The sequence below is a fragment of the Halorubrum persicum genome (assembly GCF_002727125.1).
GTDB classification, from domain to species: Archaea; Halobacteriota; Halobacteria; order Halobacteriales; family Haloferacaceae; genus Halorubrum; species Halorubrum persicum.
Genome location: NZ_NHOA01000117.1, coordinates 18177 through 33453, shown reverse-complemented (window position 1 = coordinate 33453; position 15277 = coordinate 18177). Strand labels below are relative to the sequence as shown.

Genomic DNA, 15277 nt, shown 5'->3' with positions numbered 1-15277 from the left:
GCCTTCGAGCCCACGGACACCGCGTCCGTGGGCTTTTTTTCATGTGTAGCGAGCGGAGCCGCTCGCGACCGTATTTCACGCACTGGGATTCTCAATATTGAGGCTGCTCCCCATAAGTTTATGCAGTTTGTCGCTGAAGCGAACGTAACGATGCCCGTCCCGACACTAAGTCACGAGTTTGCGGTACGCGTGTCCGATCGCGGACAGCCGCCGGTTCGTGACGGAGACATCGGCGGGCAGGTAGTATCGCTGCTGTTCGGAACGGGGATCGAAGAGTGGCGACGCGGATGGCGCCGAAGCGTCGGAACGCTCCCGGACCGCGAGGCGATCGTTTCTGCGAGTGATCTCACCCGGGGTGCCGCGACGGCGACGCGGGTAGTCCCTGACCAAGGGCTCGCGTATACGACGCTCGGCGCGCCCGTTAATATCGATCGGATCCTCGAAGCGGTTACGGAGCACGTCGCAGACGCCCGCGGTCTCGATCTCACCGTTATCATCGACGATGTCGAACCGCTGTTGGCGGAGCACGGCCCGGATGCGGTGAAGGAACTCCTCGAGGGAGTGCATGTACGGGTAACTGACTGTCAGAGTCGCGTCGTGGTCGGCTGTTCGTTCAGGGAGCGGACGGCGGCGTCGCTCGGGGAGGTGTTCGATCCGGTCACTGACATCGAACGGATCGACCACTCGGTCGCCGGCGCCCTCGACGCGCTACGAGGGGATGACCCGACGACGTTCGGGTATGTCCGCCGTCACTGGACGGAGGCACGGGAGGGTATCGAACGATGTGACCGGAACTACCCGCAGGCGAAGCAGGTCCACGCGGTGCTTTCGGATCCCGAGACGACGCCGCGAACGCTCGGGATGACGCTCTCCGGGCTCGTTTCGCTCGGCGTGTTGGACACGTGGAGCGAGACCGTCGGTCCGACGCGGTACGACCTCACCGCGTACGAACCGGCCCGTCTGTGGGCGGTCGGGGCGACGCTCGCGGTCGACGGAGACGGCGGGTCGCACGAGGACTGACGCCGTCGGTCGCCTCACTCGTCGGCGCCAGTCCCGGTGGCTTCTTCCGCGGGGACGGGCGTTTCGAGGTTGTGTGAGACCACGGTGCCGTCGGGTTCGAGGGTTACCGTTCCGAGCGTCGCCGTCTCACCGGTCCGAAACCGGTCGGCGACTGACTCGAACACGGACTGCCGGTCCAGCTGTTCCCAGACAGTTTCGGCGACGAGCGACTGGAACTCCTCCGGGTCGGTCCAGCCGGAGTCGACTTCGGACGGCACCCCAACGACGAACTGGAACTCCTCTTCGGTGAGGTGAATCCCGACCCCGAACGTGTCTGCGCACATACGTCGCTATTCGCTCTCGCTTTGCAAAGTCTCGTCGAACGTGCCGGGGTCGACTCCTCGACGGCTCCGTCACGGAAGTGAAACGTATCCGCCCGGCGCATGCCGAAACCGGTAACCGGGTGCGATAGGAATCGGAGAGTCGAACGGATGTCGACGAATCCCCGCGTCCCGCCGGGTATCGGGCTCGCGGTCGCGGTGACCGCCGTGAGCGGCGGGGCGATTCTCGTCCGCCTCAGCGACGCCCCGAGCTCGGTCGCCGCGTTCTATCGGGTGCTGTTCACGACGCTGCCGCTGATCCCGATCGCGTTCTGGCGCTACCGGACGCAGCTCGCCGCCGTCACCCGGCGCGATCTCGGCTTTGCGACGCTCTCGGGAGTCGCGCTCGCGCTGCATTTCGCCGCGTGGTTCGAGAGCCTCGCTTGGACGAGCGTCGCCGCGAGCGTGACGCTCGTTCAGGCGCAGCCCGTATTCGTGGCGCTGGGGGCGTGGCTCCTGTTGCGCGAGCGCGTGACCTCGCGGATGGTCGTCGGTATCGCGGTCGCCGTCGTCGGCATGGCGACGATGTCGCTCGGCGACCTCCTCGGTGGCGTGCTGGTCGGTCCGCGACCGCTCTACGGCAACGGGCTGGCGTTGTTCGGTGCGGTGATGGCCGCCGGATACGTCCTCGCCGGTCGCTCGATCCGACAGCGCGTCGCGCTGGTCCCGTACGTGGTGGTCGTGTACGGGGTGTGTACGGTGTCACTTCTCGCGATCGTCCTCGTCGAGGGCCACGGGCTAACGGGGTACCCCCCGACTGAGTGGGCGATCTTCGTCGGCCTCGCCGTCGGGCCGGGGCTGTTGGGTCACACTGTGGTCAACTGGGCGCTCGCGCATCTCGAGTCGAGCGTCGTCTCCGTGTCGCTCCTTGGCGAGCCGGTCGGGGCGACGGTTCTCGCGTTCGTGTTCCTCTCGGAGGCCCCGACGACGTTCACACTCGTCGGAGGCGCCGTCGTCCTCGCGGGGATCGCGCTCACCACGACCGACGCTGAGGCGTGATACCCAGATGCGCGCCCTCTCCGGTGGTTTCCCGGCGGGGATACGACGTTCTCGAAGCCGATATTTGCGGGTTAACCTTCAAATGTGGCTACCGCCTCCTGAACGTATGCACCGGCGTTCCGCCGTGACGTACGTCGGAGACGATCCGGACGCGCGAGCGCGCGTGGCGCGTGCCGTCGAGACGGCGTGGGACGGCGCGCAGGCTCCGGAATGCCGAGCGACAGCCACGGGCATGCTGCTGGAGGCGACCGAAGGCACCGATCTGCAACCGCTGGCCGACGCCTGCGGTGTCGTCACGACCACCGAGGCGACAGCGGACCCATCGGTCGCCGAACGACTCGCGGCGACGCCGGACACGCTCCCCGTCATCGTCGTTCTCGAGGCGGCGACGGCGGAGGAGTTTCGCCTCGCACTTCGGGCGGGCGCCGACGATATCGTTTCCGGCCCGGCACCGGCGGAATCCGAGTCGGACTCCGAGACGGATCCCCTCGTCGAGCGACTGCGCGATGCGGTGGAACTGGAACGAGTTCGGTTCGGGTCGGACGACGCCGACCGGCTCCGTGAGGTCTTGTTGGACTCCGGATCGACGCTGATGAGCACGCGCTCCGACGAGGTCGACACGAAGATCAGCTGGACCATGGAGAACGTCGGCGAACACGCCGAGCTCGACCGAATCGTCTGTTACCTCCGAGAGGATGAGGTGCTCGATCCCACGTACGTTTGGTGTCCCGACGGCTGTGACACCTCCTCACGCGCCCTCGACGAATTCCCGGGCGCCGAACGGCTTTCGACCTTCGAGAACGTGGTCAGATCGTCGGTCTCACCTGCCCCGGCGACGGAGAGGGACGCGTCAGGCGAAACGCGGACCGAGTCGGCCGCAACGGTTCACGTCCCGCTCGTCGCCGACTGGGAGCTCATCGGCGTGTTGGCCTTCGAAACCGACGCGTGCCGCGTGTGGACCGACGATGAAGTGGACCTCTATCGGACGTTTGCCGACCTGATCGCGTACACCATCGCTCGCAATAACCGTCGCCTCGAACTCCGCCGCCGGACGGAACAGCTCGAACAGTTCACCTCCGTCGTCTCGCACGACCTCCGGAATCCGCTCAACGTGCTGTCGGGGTATTTAGAAACGGTCGAGGGAGAGGTGTCGCCGTCGACGTACGATCCGATGGATCGAGCGGTGACCCGGATGGAGACGCTCATCGACAACCTTCTCATGTTGGCGAAACGCGGGGAGACGATCGGCGAGACCGAGTTGATCTCGGTGACGGCCGTCGCCGAGGAAGCCTGGCAGACGGTCCGTGCGCCCGACGCGACGTTGACGATCGCCGACGAGATCGGGCAGGTGAACGCGGACCCGAACCGGCTTCGACAGGTGTTCGAGAACCTCTTCCGGAACGCGGTCGATCACGCCGGCCCGAGCGTCGCGATCGAGATCGGGTCCCGAACCGACGGCGCCGGTTGCGAGGGGATGTACATCGCTGACGACGGACCGGGCGTACCCTCCGACGTACACGGCTCACTGTTCGACTCCGGGTTTTCGACCGCGGACAGCTCCGGGATCGGACTCGCCATCGTCGACCGCATCGTCGACGCCCACGGCTGGGAGGTCGCTGTCCGCAACGACGATGGCGCGGTGTTCGAGGTCTCCTTCGAGGCGGAGGCCCCGATACGTCCCGCGTGAGCGGGTGATAAGGGGGCAGCGTCGGGATAAGAACGTCCGGGACGTGGCACCGAAGCCGAGCCCCTACGACTGGAACCGTGCGATCGTTCGCCGGTGTCGGTCCCGGAACATCCCTTCGAACCCGACCTTCGCGAAGGGCCCGGCAGCGTCTCCGAGCGGGCCGAGGGGAAGTCGGTACGCGACGCTGTCTACGAGGAGCGTCTCCTCCCCGTCGGCGTAAAACGAGTGCGTGTGCTCCCACCGCCGAAACGGGCCGCCGACCATCTCGTCGACGAAGAAGGCGCGGTCCCCGAGATCACTCTCCTCATCGGGCTCTCGCTCGGTGATCCGGGAGGTCCACCGCTGTCGCGGTCCGACGCCGAACGGTCGTATCGACATCTGTATCTCCGACCCCTCAGCGAGCACGTCCGGGTCCGGCTCCCCGTCCGGTCCCTCGACGCCGGCGACACGGAGGTGCATCCAACCGGGCGTGAGCTCGCGGAGCCCGTCGATCGTGGAGTGAAACGCCCACACCTCGTCGATGGGGGCCGGAACGCGGGTCGTCCGTCGGTACGTCGGCATGCGTCTGTTAGGGGACGAACGGGCAAAAACCCGTCTCCGGCGGCGGTTCGCGCGATCGGCGGACGACCGACCGAAACCCGCATACGGACGCGACGCGATCTGATCGGTAATGGAGCGAGGCGCGATCGACATCGCCGATCTGGCGGGCCCGTTCGATCTCCAAGCGACGGTCGAGAGCGGACAGAGCTACCTCTGGAACCGCGCCGACGGCGGGACCTACGAGGACCTCCACGCCCATGGCGGCGACGCCTGGTACGAGACGGTCGTCGACCCGATCCCCGGGACTGTCGACGAGCGGGTCCCGGTCCGAGTCCGGCAAGAAGGCGGTGTCCGTGACGGGACCCTCCACTGGGAGGCGTCGATCGACGCGGTCCCCCTCTTAGAGCACCTGTTTCGGCTCGACGACGACCTCGATGCGATCCTCGACTCGACTCCGGACCTCCCGCTCCTCGAACGCGCGTACGACGCATACGAAGGCATGCGACTCACGCGCGATCCGGTCTTCCCGTGTCTGATATCGTTCATCTGTTCGGCGCAGATGCGCGTCGCGCGGATCCACGGAATGCAGCGCCGCCTCCGGGAAACGTACGGCGACGCCGTCGAGCTCGACGGCGACGAGTACCGCGCCTTTCCGTCCCCGGACCAGCTCGCGTCGCGAACCGAAGAGGAGCTCCGTGATCTCTCCTTAGGGTACCGCGCCCCCTACGTCCAGCGGACTGCGGAGATGATCGCGACCGGGGAGGCGGATCCGCTGGAGGCTGCCGACCTTCCCTACGAGAAGGCGCGGGAGTCGCTGAGGCGGTTCGTGGGCGTCGGCGACAAGGTCGCCGACTGCGTGCTGTTGTTCTCGCTCGGCTTCCTTGAGGCGGTCCCGCTGGACACGTGGATCCGGACGACGATAGAGGAGTACTACCCGGACTGCGAGCGCGGGAACTACACCGACACGTCGCGCGCGATCCGGGAGCGGTTCGGCGGGGAGTTCGCCGGCTACGCGCAGACGTACGTGTTCTACCACCTCCGGGCAGGCGGCGAGTAGCCTCGAGAAAATCGCCGCAGCCGCGGCGGCGCCGTTGCTCTCGAGGTGGCGCCGTTCCGCCTCGGCGATTTGTCGGCCGAACTTTCATGCCAGTTCGCGTGGTACTGGGAGCCGTGATGGACTGCCGAGTCGTCGTCGAGGCCGCCGTTCCGGTGTACGACGTAGAGTCCGCCGACGAAGCGGTCCGGATCGCCATCTCGAAGACGGGGGAGATGCTGAACCCGGACCTCAACTACGTCGAGATCGAAACCGGAACCCGCACGTCGCCCAGCGGCGAGGAGCTCCCGCCGGCGTTTGTCGCCGCCGACGAGGCCCTCGTCGCGCTCCAACTCCAGATGGACGTGTTCAACGTCGATCGCGAGGAGCACGCCAGCCGCGTCGCCCGCAAGGAGATCGGACAGCGGCTCCGGAACATCCCGCTAACGGTGCTGCGCGTCGAGGAGATCGAGGGCGATGCGGCGGAGTCGGCTGACGGCTCGGCGGGAAGCGATCCGGTCTCCGACGATCCGACCGACGCCCGTGAGTGAACCCCGGAACTGACGCGCGGCGACGGAACGGCCTCCAGTTCCCTTCAGACGGCGTCGCCACTCAGAACGTAACAGTCGGTCGCAGGTAGCGACGAAGATTTAGTCCGCGGTCGGGGCCAGCGGCTCCGATTCAGACTCGTCCATCGGCTCGGTGATTCCTTCAGTCAGCTTAAAAACAGCGGCTTTGTGGTCGGTCTTCGATTTGTGAATTGATGTCGGTTTGACGCCGAGTTCCTCGTAAGCGTCGAGGTCAATATTCTCGTCCCAGAACTCGCACTGCTTTCGTACTTCCGCGAGGAGGCCGTGAAGGTGGATGAGTTCCTGCTTCTTCATGAGTACCAGTCCTTTGCTACCGGAGGTTTATATTATTATCCTGAGTCACGTTACCATGGGTAGTCCCGATTTACCCGTTTCCGGGGCGGAGACGGGTCTTTTCGCGTTATCGATCGGGAGGGATTCGCGAACTCACGCCTCGCGATCGACCACCGGAGGTCGAGAAATTACGTCCGCTGGTGTGTTCTGGATCACGCCGTCGTCGCGCGCGCTCTCTCGAGGCGGGAACGCGGACCGACGCCCGGCCTACTGGAACTGCTTGACCGCCTCGAGATCGCGCTCGGTCCGCATGAACTCCGTTAGTCGTCGCGTCGCGTGACAGTCGGGACAGCTGAAGTTCGAACGGAGGCGCTGTAAGTCGGCGGGGTTGTCCTGCCACTCCTTGTTGCACTCCGGACAGACGAGTCTGACGAACGCGTCAACCATGTGGCGACGTACACGGGGCCGGGTTAAAAACGTACGTGGCGATTCAGATCGCGCCGTCGACGCCGGAAAAAACCGATAACGGGCCGCGGCCGCGGGGAATTAGGCCGTCAGCCCCTCGCTCGCGTCGAGAAGCTCTTTGTACCGGTTCCGAATGGTGACCTCGGAGATGTCGGCGACCGCCGACACCTGGCTCTGGGTCACTTTCTCGTTCGAGAGGAGCGCGGCGGCGTACACCGCCGAGGCGGCGAGGCCGACCGGCGACTTCCCGCTCGTGATCCCGGTCCGCTTCGCGCTGTCGAGCAGTTCGCGGGCGACCCGTTGGGTCTCCTCCGAGAGATCGAGCCGCGAGACGAACCGGGGGACGTAGCTCTCGGGGTCGGCGGGCTGGATCTCCAGTTTGAGCTCGCGGATGACGTACCGGTACGTCCGGGTGAGCTCCATCTTGTCGACGCGCGAGACGGCGGTGAACTCGTCGAGGCTCCGGGGGTTCCCGGCCTGTCGGGCGGCGGCGTACAGCGCCGCGGTTGCGACGCCCTCGATGGAGCGCCCCGGAAGCAGATTCTCGCTCAGTGCGCGGCGGTAGATGACCGAGGCGGTCTCGCGGACGTTGTCCGGGAGGCCGAGCGCCGAGGCCATGCGGTCGATCTCGCCGAGCGCCTGCTTCAGGTTCCGGTCCTTCGAGTCGCGGGTGCGGAATCGCTCGTTCCAGGTGCGGAGTCGCTGCATCCGCTGCCGCTGGCGGCTGGACAGGGACTTGCCGTAGGCGTCCTTGTCCTGCCAGCCGATGTTCGTCGAGAGCCCCTTGTCGTGCATCATGTTCGTCGTCGGGGCGCCCACGCGCGACTTGCTGTCGCGCTCGTTGGAGTCGAACGCGCGCCACTCGGGCCCGCGGTCGACCGAGTCCTGCTCGACGACGAGCCCGCAGTCGGTACAGACGGTCTCGCCGTGCTCCGTGTCGGTCATGAGACTCCCGTCGCACTCCGGGCAGGTCGTGGTCCGGTCTCTCACCGACTCGGACTCCTCCGTCGTCGATTCGCTCGACTCCGTGGTTCGGTCTCGCTCCGTTTCGCCGCTGTAGCCGCGTATGTGTGTCTCAGTCATGGTGTTCTCACCGATCGAACTCCCGACAGAAATACTGGCGCCGGGCTCGCCGATTCGTTAACCAATAGTAATCGTCCAGGGTATATAAATCTTTGTGTTTTATTCACGTTTAGTGATATTTAAAAACGCCTCTACTCCGCGAGAGTGTACGTCTGAAACGAATACGGTGGTGTTTCGGTACCGGCCCCGAATGCGGGCCCGCATCCGCAGAGATATATAAATGATGGCGTTCGATCCAGCGGCGGTTCGACGACGCCGGCCGACATCCGAAGGCGCCCGCTCTTAGGGCCGGCGCCGCGCCACGAGCGCGACCGCGATCAACGCGATCAGGGCGACGACCGCACCGAAGCCAGGCGCCTCGTCGCCGCTCCCGTCGTCGCTCATCCCACCGTCGTCGTTCATCTCGCTATCGCCGTTCGTCCCCTCATCGTTCACCTCACCGTCGTCGTTCGTTTCTCCGTCACCGTTCGTCTCGTCGTTCTCCCCGTCCATCCCGCCACTCATCTCCTCGCCGCCCTCGACGGTCAGCTCGGTGGCGGACATCACTGGCGCGCCAGCTGCGGTGTACGGGCCGTCTTCGCCGCCGTCACTGCTAGGGAAGTCGTACGCCCGTTGCTGTCGATGTCGCGGTGCGCCATGGCGAACGCCGTGTCGCCCTCGGTCAGCGAGGAGTCGTGCACCGTCACGAACCCGCCGTCGGGGACGTGAACCTCGTCGACGACGACCGTGCTCCCGCCGGACGTGGGGTCGGCGACGGTCGCGCCCGCTTCGTTGGGTCCGCTCTGTGCCGCGACCGCGCCAGCCGCGCCGGCGACCGCCGACACGACTCCCACGACCGTTATCGCCAATGTCAAGGCGCTGTTGCGCATGGGAGAGTCGACTGACGATATAAAAGGAGATCTTCCGAACTCCTGCCGACTTCTCACCCAAATCGTTCGGAAAGCCGCCGTAATCCGGATATCGACGGCTGGCGCGGAGACTGACGGCGCTTCGAGGATGTCGTCGGCAAGGGTGGATCAGCCGAACGTCGGCGGCGGGAGGAACCAACGAGGCGTAGTGAGTTCGTGTACTGCGGAAGTGTGGGGGCGAGCGTCGACAGAGTGAGAGATCGAGCGTCGACGGGAGCTGTTACCGCGGGGCGACGGCGAGCCCTCGACCGTCAGTCCCAGGTGACCCAGACGAGGAAGACGAGGCCGAGAGTCTGGAGGACGTGTAACCCCATCATCCCCCGCCACGCGATCGGCGGCACCGCCTCGGAGGCGAACCACGCGGACAGCGTCGGGTCGAGCAGGTAGATGTACAGCGCGAACGCGTTCTCCCCGAGGAGGAAGACGCCGAACATCGCCAACCCGAGGGCGTGTTTCGAGCGGAACTGCGCGTAGTTCCGCCCCCACACCCAGACGAGCGCGAGAAGCAGGGCGACGTTCACCCCCGCAGACACCCGCGCCACGTCGAACCAGAGACTCATCGTACACCTGCTATCGGCGGAGCGGGTATAACCGCTTTCCCAAATTCGTTCCGAATACGACCCGCAATGCGCCGGCTGCGGGTCGGGGCTCCCGATCGGTCAGTCGTCATCTGTTTGCTCCATGATCGTTTCGATAGTGTCCCAATGCTGGCGGGCTCGCGGCGTCGGCAGGTAGACGGCGCCGTACTCGTCGCCGCTGCGCTGGACGACGTCGTTGTCCATCAGTACGTCGAGATGGTGGCGGACGGTTTTGTAGTCCAGATCGAGATCGTCGGCGAGCTGGTTCGCGTTACGCGGGCGGTCGTCGAGCGCCCGCAACAGCCGGACGCGGTTCGCTCCCCCCCGCGTTCCGGTTAGCACGTACCAGAGTGCCGCTTCCATCGTATTCGAGTCGTCGGCACGCCACCTAACTCCACCGCTCTTGATCAGGTCCTCGGACGGGCGCGCACGCCCGAACCGAACACCCGGTCGTCCCGGTCGTCCGCAAGTCGGCGCGGCAGAGCGGGGCCGCCTCACCCGCCCGCTCCGGCTACCGGTTCCGACTCACCGGGAACGCCACTCGCTCCGGGTGCTCGTTGAACCGGGTGAGGATCCGCTCGTACAGCCGGTTTTTGACCCGCTGTCCGCGCCGGGGATTGGTGAGATACCGGACGCGGAGCTCCACCCACGACTCCCCCTGGGTCACGTTCACCGTCGGCCGGTCGTGCACTTCCAACTCGACCGGCGTCTCGGCGAGGGCCTCGCGGTACGCCGCGATCCCCTCCGCCATCTCCGCTCCCAGGAGGTCCGTCGCCTCCTCGGCCATGACACCCCGCGCGAAGTCGAGATCGGTCTCGTAGGCCACCTGCACGGCGACTTCGTTCCACACGTACGGGGACCCCCCGCCGCCGAAGTTGACCACGTTCGAGGAGAGCACGACGCTGTTCGGGACGGTCACCACCCGTCCGGACGGCTGGTTCGTCGTCACCAGCTCGCCGTTGATCTCCCACAGCGTCGTCACGAGGAAGTCGACGCCGATCACGTCCCCCTTCGAGTCGTCGATCCGGACGCGGTCGCCGACGGCGTACGGCTGTTTGACGGTGATGTACACCCACGCGATCAGCGACAGGAGCGGCTGCTGGAGCGCGAAGGTGATCGCGAAGCCGATAACGCCGAGCGAGAAGAGGAGGCCGAGCCAGTTCTCCGTCAACACCGCGAGCGTCGCAATCGCCCCCACGAACCCGAACGCGAGTCGCAACACGTTCCGCGTGTTGTACGCGCGCCGCTTGTTCGCCGACCGCATCAGCAGCCGAACGGCGAGCAGGTACGACCCGTACAACACGCCGAACACGGCGACGACGAGGAGCGCCCGCCCGACGACGAGGGTCGCCGGGTATCCGAGCAGCGCGGGCCAGCCGCCGAGCGCTCCCGTCGTCGTCACGAATCCGCCCGCCACGCCGGCGGCGACGCCGACGATAATGGCGCCGAGTCCGAGAGGTCGTCTCACGGTGGTCGGTCGCGGCCGACCGGCAAAACGGTTGTGTCGGCGCGACAGCGCTGTGAACGCTTACCGCCGCGGCTCGGACTCCGACTCGGGCTACTCGGTCGCGACCCGCGCCAGTGCGCCCGCGAGAACGTCGGTCGCCGCGGCGCAGTCGCGCCAGTCGGTCCACTCGAGCGGATTGTGCGAGATCCCGTCGCGCGAGGGCGCGAACAGGAGCGAGGCGTCGGTGACCGCCGCAACCCGCATCGCGTCGTGTGCGGCCCCGGAGTGAAGGTCGATCGCGGTTCGCCCGGCCGATTCGGCCGCGGCGTGTGCCGCGTCCCGGAGCCGGTCGTCCATCGGGGTCGGCGCCACGTCGAAGGGGCGCTCGAAGGCGGTCTGGACCCCCCGCTCGCGCTCCAGCCGGGCGAGCGAGTCGCGCGCGGCGCCAACGATCGTCTCCATCGACTCCCGCGTCACGTCCCGCACGTCCACCCCCGCCTCGACGCGACCGGGGACGACGTTGGTCGCGTTCGGCGAGACGGAGAGCGATCCGACGGTCCCGACCGCGGAGTCGCTCTCGGCGGCGACGACTTCGTTCGCGGCCGCCTCCACGTCGAGCACGAACTCGCTGGCGGCGGCGAGCGCGTCGGTCCGGTCCCCCATCGCCGTCGCGCCAGCGTGGTTCGCCTCACCCTCGATCGTCGCCTCGCAGTGAGTGATCCCGGTGATCGTCGTCACCACGCCGACGTCGGCGCCCGCCTCCTCGAGGACGGTGTCCTGCTCGATATGTAGCTCGTAGAACGCCGCCCACGACGCGGGATCGATCTCGTCGTCGCCGCGGTAGCCGATCCGCCCGAGCGCCTCGCCCAGCGTCTCTCCCGCGCCGTCTTCGAAGGCGAGCGCCTCGTCGGCGTCGGTCGCTCCGGTCGCGACGCTCGACCCGAGCAGCCCGCTCCCGAACGTCGCACCCTCCTCCTCGGTGAAGCTCACGACGGCGACGGGCCGCGCCGGCTCCACGCCCGCGTCCCGCATCGCTCGCACCGCCTCCAGCGCCGCGTACACCCCGAGCGGGCCGTCGAAGATCCCGCCCTCGGGGACGCTGTCGAGGTGACTCCCGCTCGCGACGGGCGCCGCGTCCGGGTCCGCGGAGTCGGGGACCCACGTCCCGACGAGGTTGCCGACCGCGTCGACGGCCACCTCGAGGCCGGCGTCTTCGAACCGCTCCACCAGCCGGTCCCGAGCCGCCCGGTTCGCCGCCGACCCGGTCAGGTTGGTTCGTCCGAGCTTTTCGGGAGCCTCGTACGTGACCCGCCCGAACGCCGCGTTCGCCTCGAGATCCGCGCGGAGCCGGTCGGCGTCGACTGGAAGATCCATGCCCCAATCGGGGGCCGGCGGCCCAAAACGGTCGTGGTCGGGCTGGGACGCTCGAGGTAACCAAAGACACTTATTTTTTCGCTGAGTTGCCGAAGACGATGTCCCCGATACTGTTACAGGGTGGAGCCGGCGCGCTCTTCTTCCTGTTCGGCCTCCTCATGCTGCTCGTACAGCTCGGTATCATCGTCTGGATCTACTCGGACGCGCAACAGCGGAGCGACCAGCCCGCGTTCCTGTGGGCGATCGTCGCGTTCCTCGCGCCGCTCCTGGGGCTCGTGCTGTACCTGATCATCGGCCGGAACCAGTACTGAAACGGCCGGAGCGGGCGATCGCGGGCCGCTTCAGATCCCTCTGAGAACGGTCGTCACTCCGACCGTCTCCGCGACCACCCACGCGACGAACAGCAGGTACGCGAGCAGCAGCACCGACGACTCCCGCTCGGTGAGCGACAGGTCCGTCCGAAGCGTCGCGAACAGCAGCACGGTCGCGACGGTGAGCACGCCGAGCATCGGGACGGCGGTCGAGAAGTTCACGCTGACGCTCCCGACGATCAACACCCCGGAGGGGATCGCCACGAGCAGGTCGAACGTGTTCGACCCCAACACGTTCCCGAGGCTCGTCCCGCCCCGCCCTTCGCGCGCCGTCCGGACGCTCACGAGCGCGTCGGGGAGGCTCGTGGCGGCCGCGACGATCGTGATCCCGGCGAGGAACTCGGGGATGCCGAACGTCGCCCCGAGCGACTCGACCGAACCGACCAGCCGCTCGACGGCGATCCCGATGACGAGCAGGCCGGCCGCGAGCTTCCCCCACTCTCGGCGCACCGCGACGCCCTCCCGGACGCGCTCGATCGCCGCGTCGTCCACGTCCTGATACTGAATGAACAGGTAGAGCCCGTACAGCAGCAGCGGAATCGCGGCGACGGGTCGGGTTAGCTCCCCCACGATCGGGTCCGAGGAGACGGGGAAGTAGATCACGGCGAGCGAGAAGGTGACGACGAGCGCCGACACCGCGATCATGTAGAACTGCGCCTCCTTGTACACGATCGCGCGGCTGGCTTCGAGATCGTCGACCGCGCTGAACCCCGACAGTCCGGGGATGACGAGGATGTTGAAAATCGCGGAGCCGACGAGCGCGCCCACGCCCATATCGAAGACGCCGGTGGCCGCGGTGACGACGACGCTCGCGAACTCCGGGAAGCTCGACCCGACGGCGACGACGATCGACCCCTGCACGACCGCCGGTAGGCCGTAGTATCCAGAGAGCGTCTCTGCGGCCTCCTCCAGCCACCCGCTCCCGATCCAGATGGCGCCCGTCGCGACGGCGATCACGGCAACGTGAGCGATCGGCGCCTCCGGGATGATCCCACCGAGCATCGGCTTATCTCACGTGTCGGCCCGCGAGCTCCCACAGCCGGTCGGCGATCTCGTCGTCGAGCGCGTCGCGCCGGACGCGCCACGCCCAGTTGCCGTCGAGGGTTCCGGGCTCGTTGAACCGCGCCTCGCTCCCGAGCCCGAGCAGGTCCTGCACCGTCGTCATCGCCAACACCGCCTCGGAGGCCCACACCTCGTCGATGATCTCCCACTCAGTCGCGCGGTCGCCGTCGGCGCCGACGTTGTACCGGAAACACTCGCGCTGGCGCTCGGGGAGGTCCTCGAAGTAGCCGACCCACGTGTCCGTGTCGTGGGTCGACGTGTAGCCGACGACCCCCTCGGGGTAGTGCATCGGCTGGTACTCGTCGCCCTCCGCGCACCAGTCGGCGTACTGCGGGACGCGCATCCCGGGGAAGCCGAACTCCGCCATCAGCTCGTCCATCGCCGGCTCCTCGAACCCGAGGTCCTCGGCGATGAAGGGCGCCTGCCCCAGCTCGCGCTCCACGGTCTCGAACAGGTCGCGTCCGGGCCCCTCGCACCACTCGCCGGCCGCCGGATCGCCGCGGTCGGCCGGGATCGCCCAGTACTTCACGAACCCGAGGAAGTGGTCGAGCCGCGCCACGTCGGCGAGCTCGAACAGCCGCCGAAACCGGGCGACCCACCAGTCGTAGCCGCGCTCCGCGAGCCGGCCCCAGTCGTAGACGGGGTTCCCCCAGCGCTGACCGCTGTCGCCCGCGTTCGGCGGCACGCCCGCGACCGCCGCGGGGCGGTTCTCGTCGTCGAGCCGGAACGCCTCCGGGTTCGCCCACACGTCCGCGGAGTCGAGCGCGACGTAGATGGGCACGTCGCCGACGATCGACACGCCCTCCTCGTCGGCGACCGCGCGGAGGTCGCGCCACTGCCGGTCGAACGTCCACTGGAGGAACTCCCGGTACCGGACCTCGTCCGCGTGGCGCTCTCGCGCCTCGGCGAGCGCCTCGGAATCTCGCGTCCGGAGCGGGTCGGGCCAGTCGGTCCACGTGTCTTCGCCCCTCGCGTCCGAGAGCGCGCGGAACAGCGCGTAGTCGTCGAGCCACGGCTCGCGCTCGCGGAAGGCGTCGAACTCGGGCGCCGCCTCCCCCGCGCCGGCCTCGTCGAACCGCTCGAACGCGGTCCGCAACAGCGGCTGTTTGTACTCCCGAACCGCCTCGTACTCGACCCGATCCGACGGGAAGTCGGGGACGGGTTCGAGGTCGGCGTCGTCGAGCCACCCGTCGTCGACGAGCCCGTCGAGGTCGATCAGCAGGGGATTGCCGGCGAACGCGGAGGGCGACTGGTACGGGGACTCCCCGGCGGCGGGCATCGTCGGGCCGAGCGGGCAGATCTGCCAGTGGCGGACGTCGGCGTCGCCGAGGAACGAGAGGAATGCTTCCGCGCCATCGCCGAGGTCGCCGATACCGTGTCTCCCCGGGAGCGAGGTGACGTGACAGAACACGCCGCCGGAGCGGTCGAGTCGCATGCGTCCCCCTGCGACCCCCACCGACTCAAGCGTTGCGTCCACCTCCCCCGGCT

Annotated in this window: 19 protein-coding genes; 6 read left to right on the top strand and 13 right to left on the bottom strand. The window is 67.5% G+C overall.

Annotation, left to right across the window (positions count from 1 at the left end; translation table 11 throughout):
- Positions 1-189 precede the first annotated feature (189 nt).
- A complete protein-coding gene (locus DJ69_RS13420; protein ID WP_245851684.1) occupies positions 190-1020 on the top strand; it encodes a DUF7504 family protein in 831 nt (276 codons plus the stop codon).
- Positions 1021-1034: 14 nt separating this feature from the next.
- On the opposite strand, the gene DJ69_RS13415 is transcribed toward DJ69_RS13420, so the two are convergent.
- The gene (locus DJ69_RS13415; RefSeq protein WP_099256069.1) at positions 1035-1343 is read right to left on the bottom strand and encodes a hypothetical protein; all 309 of its coding nucleotides are present in this window, start codon (positions 1341-1343) and stop codon (positions 1035-1037) included.
- Between the two features lie 147 nt (positions 1344-1490).
- Here DJ69_RS13415 and DJ69_RS13410 point away from each other — a divergent pair, with 147 nt between their 5' ends.
- Together DJ69_RS13410 and DJ69_RS13405 are read left to right on the top strand one after the other, a co-directional pair.
- Entirely contained in the window at positions 1491-2378 is an 888-nt protein-coding gene (locus DJ69_RS13410) for a DMT family transporter (RefSeq protein WP_099256068.1), read from the top strand.
- Between the two features lie 106 nt (positions 2379-2484).
- On the top strand, positions 2485-4065 hold the full coding sequence (locus DJ69_RS13405; protein ID WP_099256067.1) for a GAF domain-containing sensor histidine kinase: 1581 nt from the start codon (positions 2485-2487) through the stop codon (positions 4063-4065).
- A gap of 63 nt (positions 4066-4128) precedes the next feature.
- Here DJ69_RS13405 and DJ69_RS13400 read toward each other — a convergent pair whose 3' ends face one another.
- Entirely contained in the window at positions 4129-4626 is a 498-nt protein-coding gene (locus DJ69_RS13400; RefSeq protein WP_099256066.1) for an SRPBCC family protein, read from the bottom strand.
- A 109-nt stretch (positions 4627-4735) separates the two neighbouring features.
- Between DJ69_RS13400 and DJ69_RS13395 the strand changes: the two genes are divergently transcribed.
- The gene (locus tag DJ69_RS13395) at positions 4736-5662 is read left to right on the top strand and encodes a DNA-3-methyladenine glycosylase family protein (RefSeq protein ID WP_099256065.1); all 927 of its coding nucleotides are present in this window, start codon (positions 4736-4738) and stop codon (positions 5660-5662) included.
- A 116-nt stretch (positions 5663-5778) separates the two neighbouring features.
- Entirely contained in the window at positions 5779-6189 is a 411-nt protein-coding gene (locus tag DJ69_RS13390) for a DUF555 domain-containing protein (protein WP_099256064.1), read from the top strand.
- Between the two features lie 99 nt (positions 6190-6288).
- Here DJ69_RS13390 and DJ69_RS13385 read toward each other — a convergent pair whose 3' ends face one another.
- From DJ69_RS13385 to DJ69_RS13345, 9 genes are all read right to left on the bottom strand, one after another.
- Positions 6289-6522, bottom strand: a complete 234-nt coding sequence (locus DJ69_RS13385) for a UPF0058 family protein (RefSeq protein WP_015910243.1) — start codon at positions 6520-6522, stop codon at positions 6289-6291.
- Positions 6523-6768: 246 nt separating this feature from the next.
- The gene (locus DJ69_RS13380) at positions 6769-6948 is read right to left on the bottom strand and encodes a DUF7836 family putative zinc-binding protein (RefSeq protein WP_050026851.1); all 180 of its coding nucleotides are present in this window, start codon (positions 6946-6948) and stop codon (positions 6769-6771) included.
- A 99-nt stretch (positions 6949-7047) separates the two neighbouring features.
- Entirely contained in the window at positions 7048-8049 is a 1002-nt protein-coding gene (locus DJ69_RS13375; RefSeq protein WP_099256063.1) for a transcription initiation factor IIB, read from the bottom strand.
- A 282-nt stretch (positions 8050-8331) separates the two neighbouring features.
- On the bottom strand, positions 8332-8592 hold the full coding sequence (locus tag DJ69_RS13370) for a PGF-CTERM sorting domain-containing protein (RefSeq protein ID WP_099256062.1): 261 nt from the start codon (positions 8590-8592) through the stop codon (positions 8332-8334).
- On the bottom strand, positions 8592-8918 hold the full coding sequence (locus DJ69_RS13365; RefSeq protein WP_099256061.1) for a DUF7282 domain-containing protein: 327 nt from the start codon (positions 8916-8918) through the stop codon (positions 8592-8594). The genes DJ69_RS13370 and DJ69_RS13365 overlap by 1 nt, the downstream gene beginning before the upstream one ends.
- 290 nt (positions 8919-9208) lie before the next feature.
- Positions 9209-9517 (bottom strand): hypothetical protein, encoded by a 309-nt coding sequence (locus DJ69_RS13360; protein ID WP_099256060.1) that lies wholly within the window; start codon positions 9515-9517, stop codon positions 9209-9211.
- Positions 9518-9616: 99 nt separating this feature from the next.
- Positions 9617-9898 carry a winged helix-turn-helix domain-containing protein gene (locus tag DJ69_RS13355; RefSeq protein ID WP_099256059.1) on the bottom strand — a complete coding sequence of 94 codons (282 nt, stop codon included), beginning with the start codon at positions 9896-9898 and terminating at the stop codon, positions 9617-9619.
- 148 nt (positions 9899-10046) lie between these two features.
- A complete protein-coding gene (locus tag DJ69_RS13350) occupies positions 10047-11003 on the bottom strand; it encodes a mechanosensitive ion channel family protein (protein WP_099256058.1) in 957 nt (318 codons plus the stop codon).
- 90 nt (positions 11004-11093) lie between these two features.
- On the bottom strand, positions 11094-12356 hold the full coding sequence (locus DJ69_RS13345; protein ID WP_099256057.1) for a Zn-dependent hydrolase: 1263 nt from the start codon (positions 12354-12356) through the stop codon (positions 11094-11096).
- A 98-nt stretch (positions 12357-12454) separates the two neighbouring features.
- On the opposite strand from DJ69_RS13345, the gene DJ69_RS13340 reads away from it, so the two are divergent.
- On the top strand, positions 12455-12667 hold the full coding sequence (locus DJ69_RS13340) for a PLDc N-terminal domain-containing protein (protein ID WP_099256056.1): 213 nt from the start codon (positions 12455-12457) through the stop codon (positions 12665-12667).
- 30 nt (positions 12668-12697) lie between these two features.
- Here the strand turns inward: DJ69_RS13340 and DJ69_RS13335 are convergent, their stop codons facing one another.
- Both DJ69_RS13335 and malQ read right to left on the bottom strand, forming a co-directional pair.
- Positions 12698-13729, bottom strand: coding sequence for a sodium:calcium antiporter (locus tag DJ69_RS13335; protein ID WP_099256055.1), 1032 nt, complete (start codon positions 13727-13729; stop codon positions 12698-12700).
- Between the two features lie 4 nt (positions 13730-13733).
- A complete protein-coding gene (gene malQ / locus DJ69_RS13330; protein WP_099256054.1) occupies positions 13734-15224 on the bottom strand; it encodes a 4-alpha-glucanotransferase in 1491 nt (496 codons plus the stop codon).
- Between the last annotated feature and the right edge of the window lie 53 nt (positions 15225-15277).

Bases quoted from the DNA above. Each gene is read 5' to 3' on its own strand.
- DJ69_RS13375 (WP_099256063.1), bottom strand. From the start codon at position 8,049: ATGACTGAGACACACATACGCGGCTACAGCGGCGAAACGGAGCGAGAC.
- DJ69_RS13400 (WP_099256066.1), bottom strand. From the start codon at position 4,626: ATGCCGACGTACCGACGGACGACCCGCGTTCCGGCCCCCATCGACGAG.
- DJ69_RS13335 (WP_099256055.1), bottom strand. From the start codon at position 13,729: ATGCTCGGTGGGATCATCCCGGAGGCGCCGATCGCTCACGTTGCCGTG.
- DJ69_RS13365 (WP_099256061.1), bottom strand. From the start codon at position 8,918: ATGCGCAACAGCGCCTTGACATTGGCGATAACGGTCGTGGGAGTCGTG.
- DJ69_RS13405 (WP_099256067.1), top strand. From the start codon at position 2,485: ATGCACCGGCGTTCCGCCGTGACGTACGTCGGAGACGATCCGGACGCG.
- DJ69_RS13360 (WP_099256060.1), bottom strand. From the start codon at position 9,517: ATGAGTCTCTGGTTCGACGTGGCGCGGGTGTCTGCGGGGGTGAACGTC.
- DJ69_RS13380 (WP_050026851.1), bottom strand. From the start codon at position 6,948: ATGGTTGACGCGTTCGTCAGACTCGTCTGTCCGGAGTGCAACAAGGAG.
- DJ69_RS13345 (WP_099256057.1), bottom strand. From the start codon at position 12,356: ATGGATCTTCCAGTCGACGCCGACCGGCTCCGCGCGGATCTCGAGGCG.
- DJ69_RS13340 (WP_099256056.1), top strand. From the start codon at position 12,455: ATGTCCCCGATACTGTTACAGGGTGGAGCCGGCGCGCTCTTCTTCCTG.
- DJ69_RS13415 (WP_099256069.1), bottom strand. From the start codon at position 1,343: ATGTGCGCAGACACGTTCGGGGTCGGGATTCACCTCACCGAAGAGGAG.
- DJ69_RS13385 (WP_015910243.1), bottom strand. From the start codon at position 6,522: ATGAAGAAGCAGGAACTCATCCACCTTCACGGCCTCCTCGCGGAAGTA.
- malQ (WP_099256054.1), bottom strand. From the start codon at position 15,224: ATGCGACTCGACCGCTCCGGCGGCGTGTTCTGTCACGTCACCTCGCTC.
- DJ69_RS13355 (WP_099256059.1), bottom strand. From the start codon at position 9,898: ATGGAAGCGGCACTCTGGTACGTGCTAACCGGAACGCGGGGGGGAGCG.
- DJ69_RS13390 (WP_099256064.1), top strand. From the start codon at position 5,779: ATGGACTGCCGAGTCGTCGTCGAGGCCGCCGTTCCGGTGTACGACGTA.
- DJ69_RS13410 (WP_099256068.1), top strand. From the start codon at position 1,491: ATGTCGACGAATCCCCGCGTCCCGCCGGGTATCGGGCTCGCGGTCGCG.
- DJ69_RS13395 (WP_099256065.1), top strand. From the start codon at position 4,736: ATGGAGCGAGGCGCGATCGACATCGCCGATCTGGCGGGCCCGTTCGAT.
- DJ69_RS13370 (WP_099256062.1), bottom strand. From the start codon at position 8,592: ATGTCCGCCACCGAGCTGACCGTCGAGGGCGGCGAGGAGATGAGTGGC.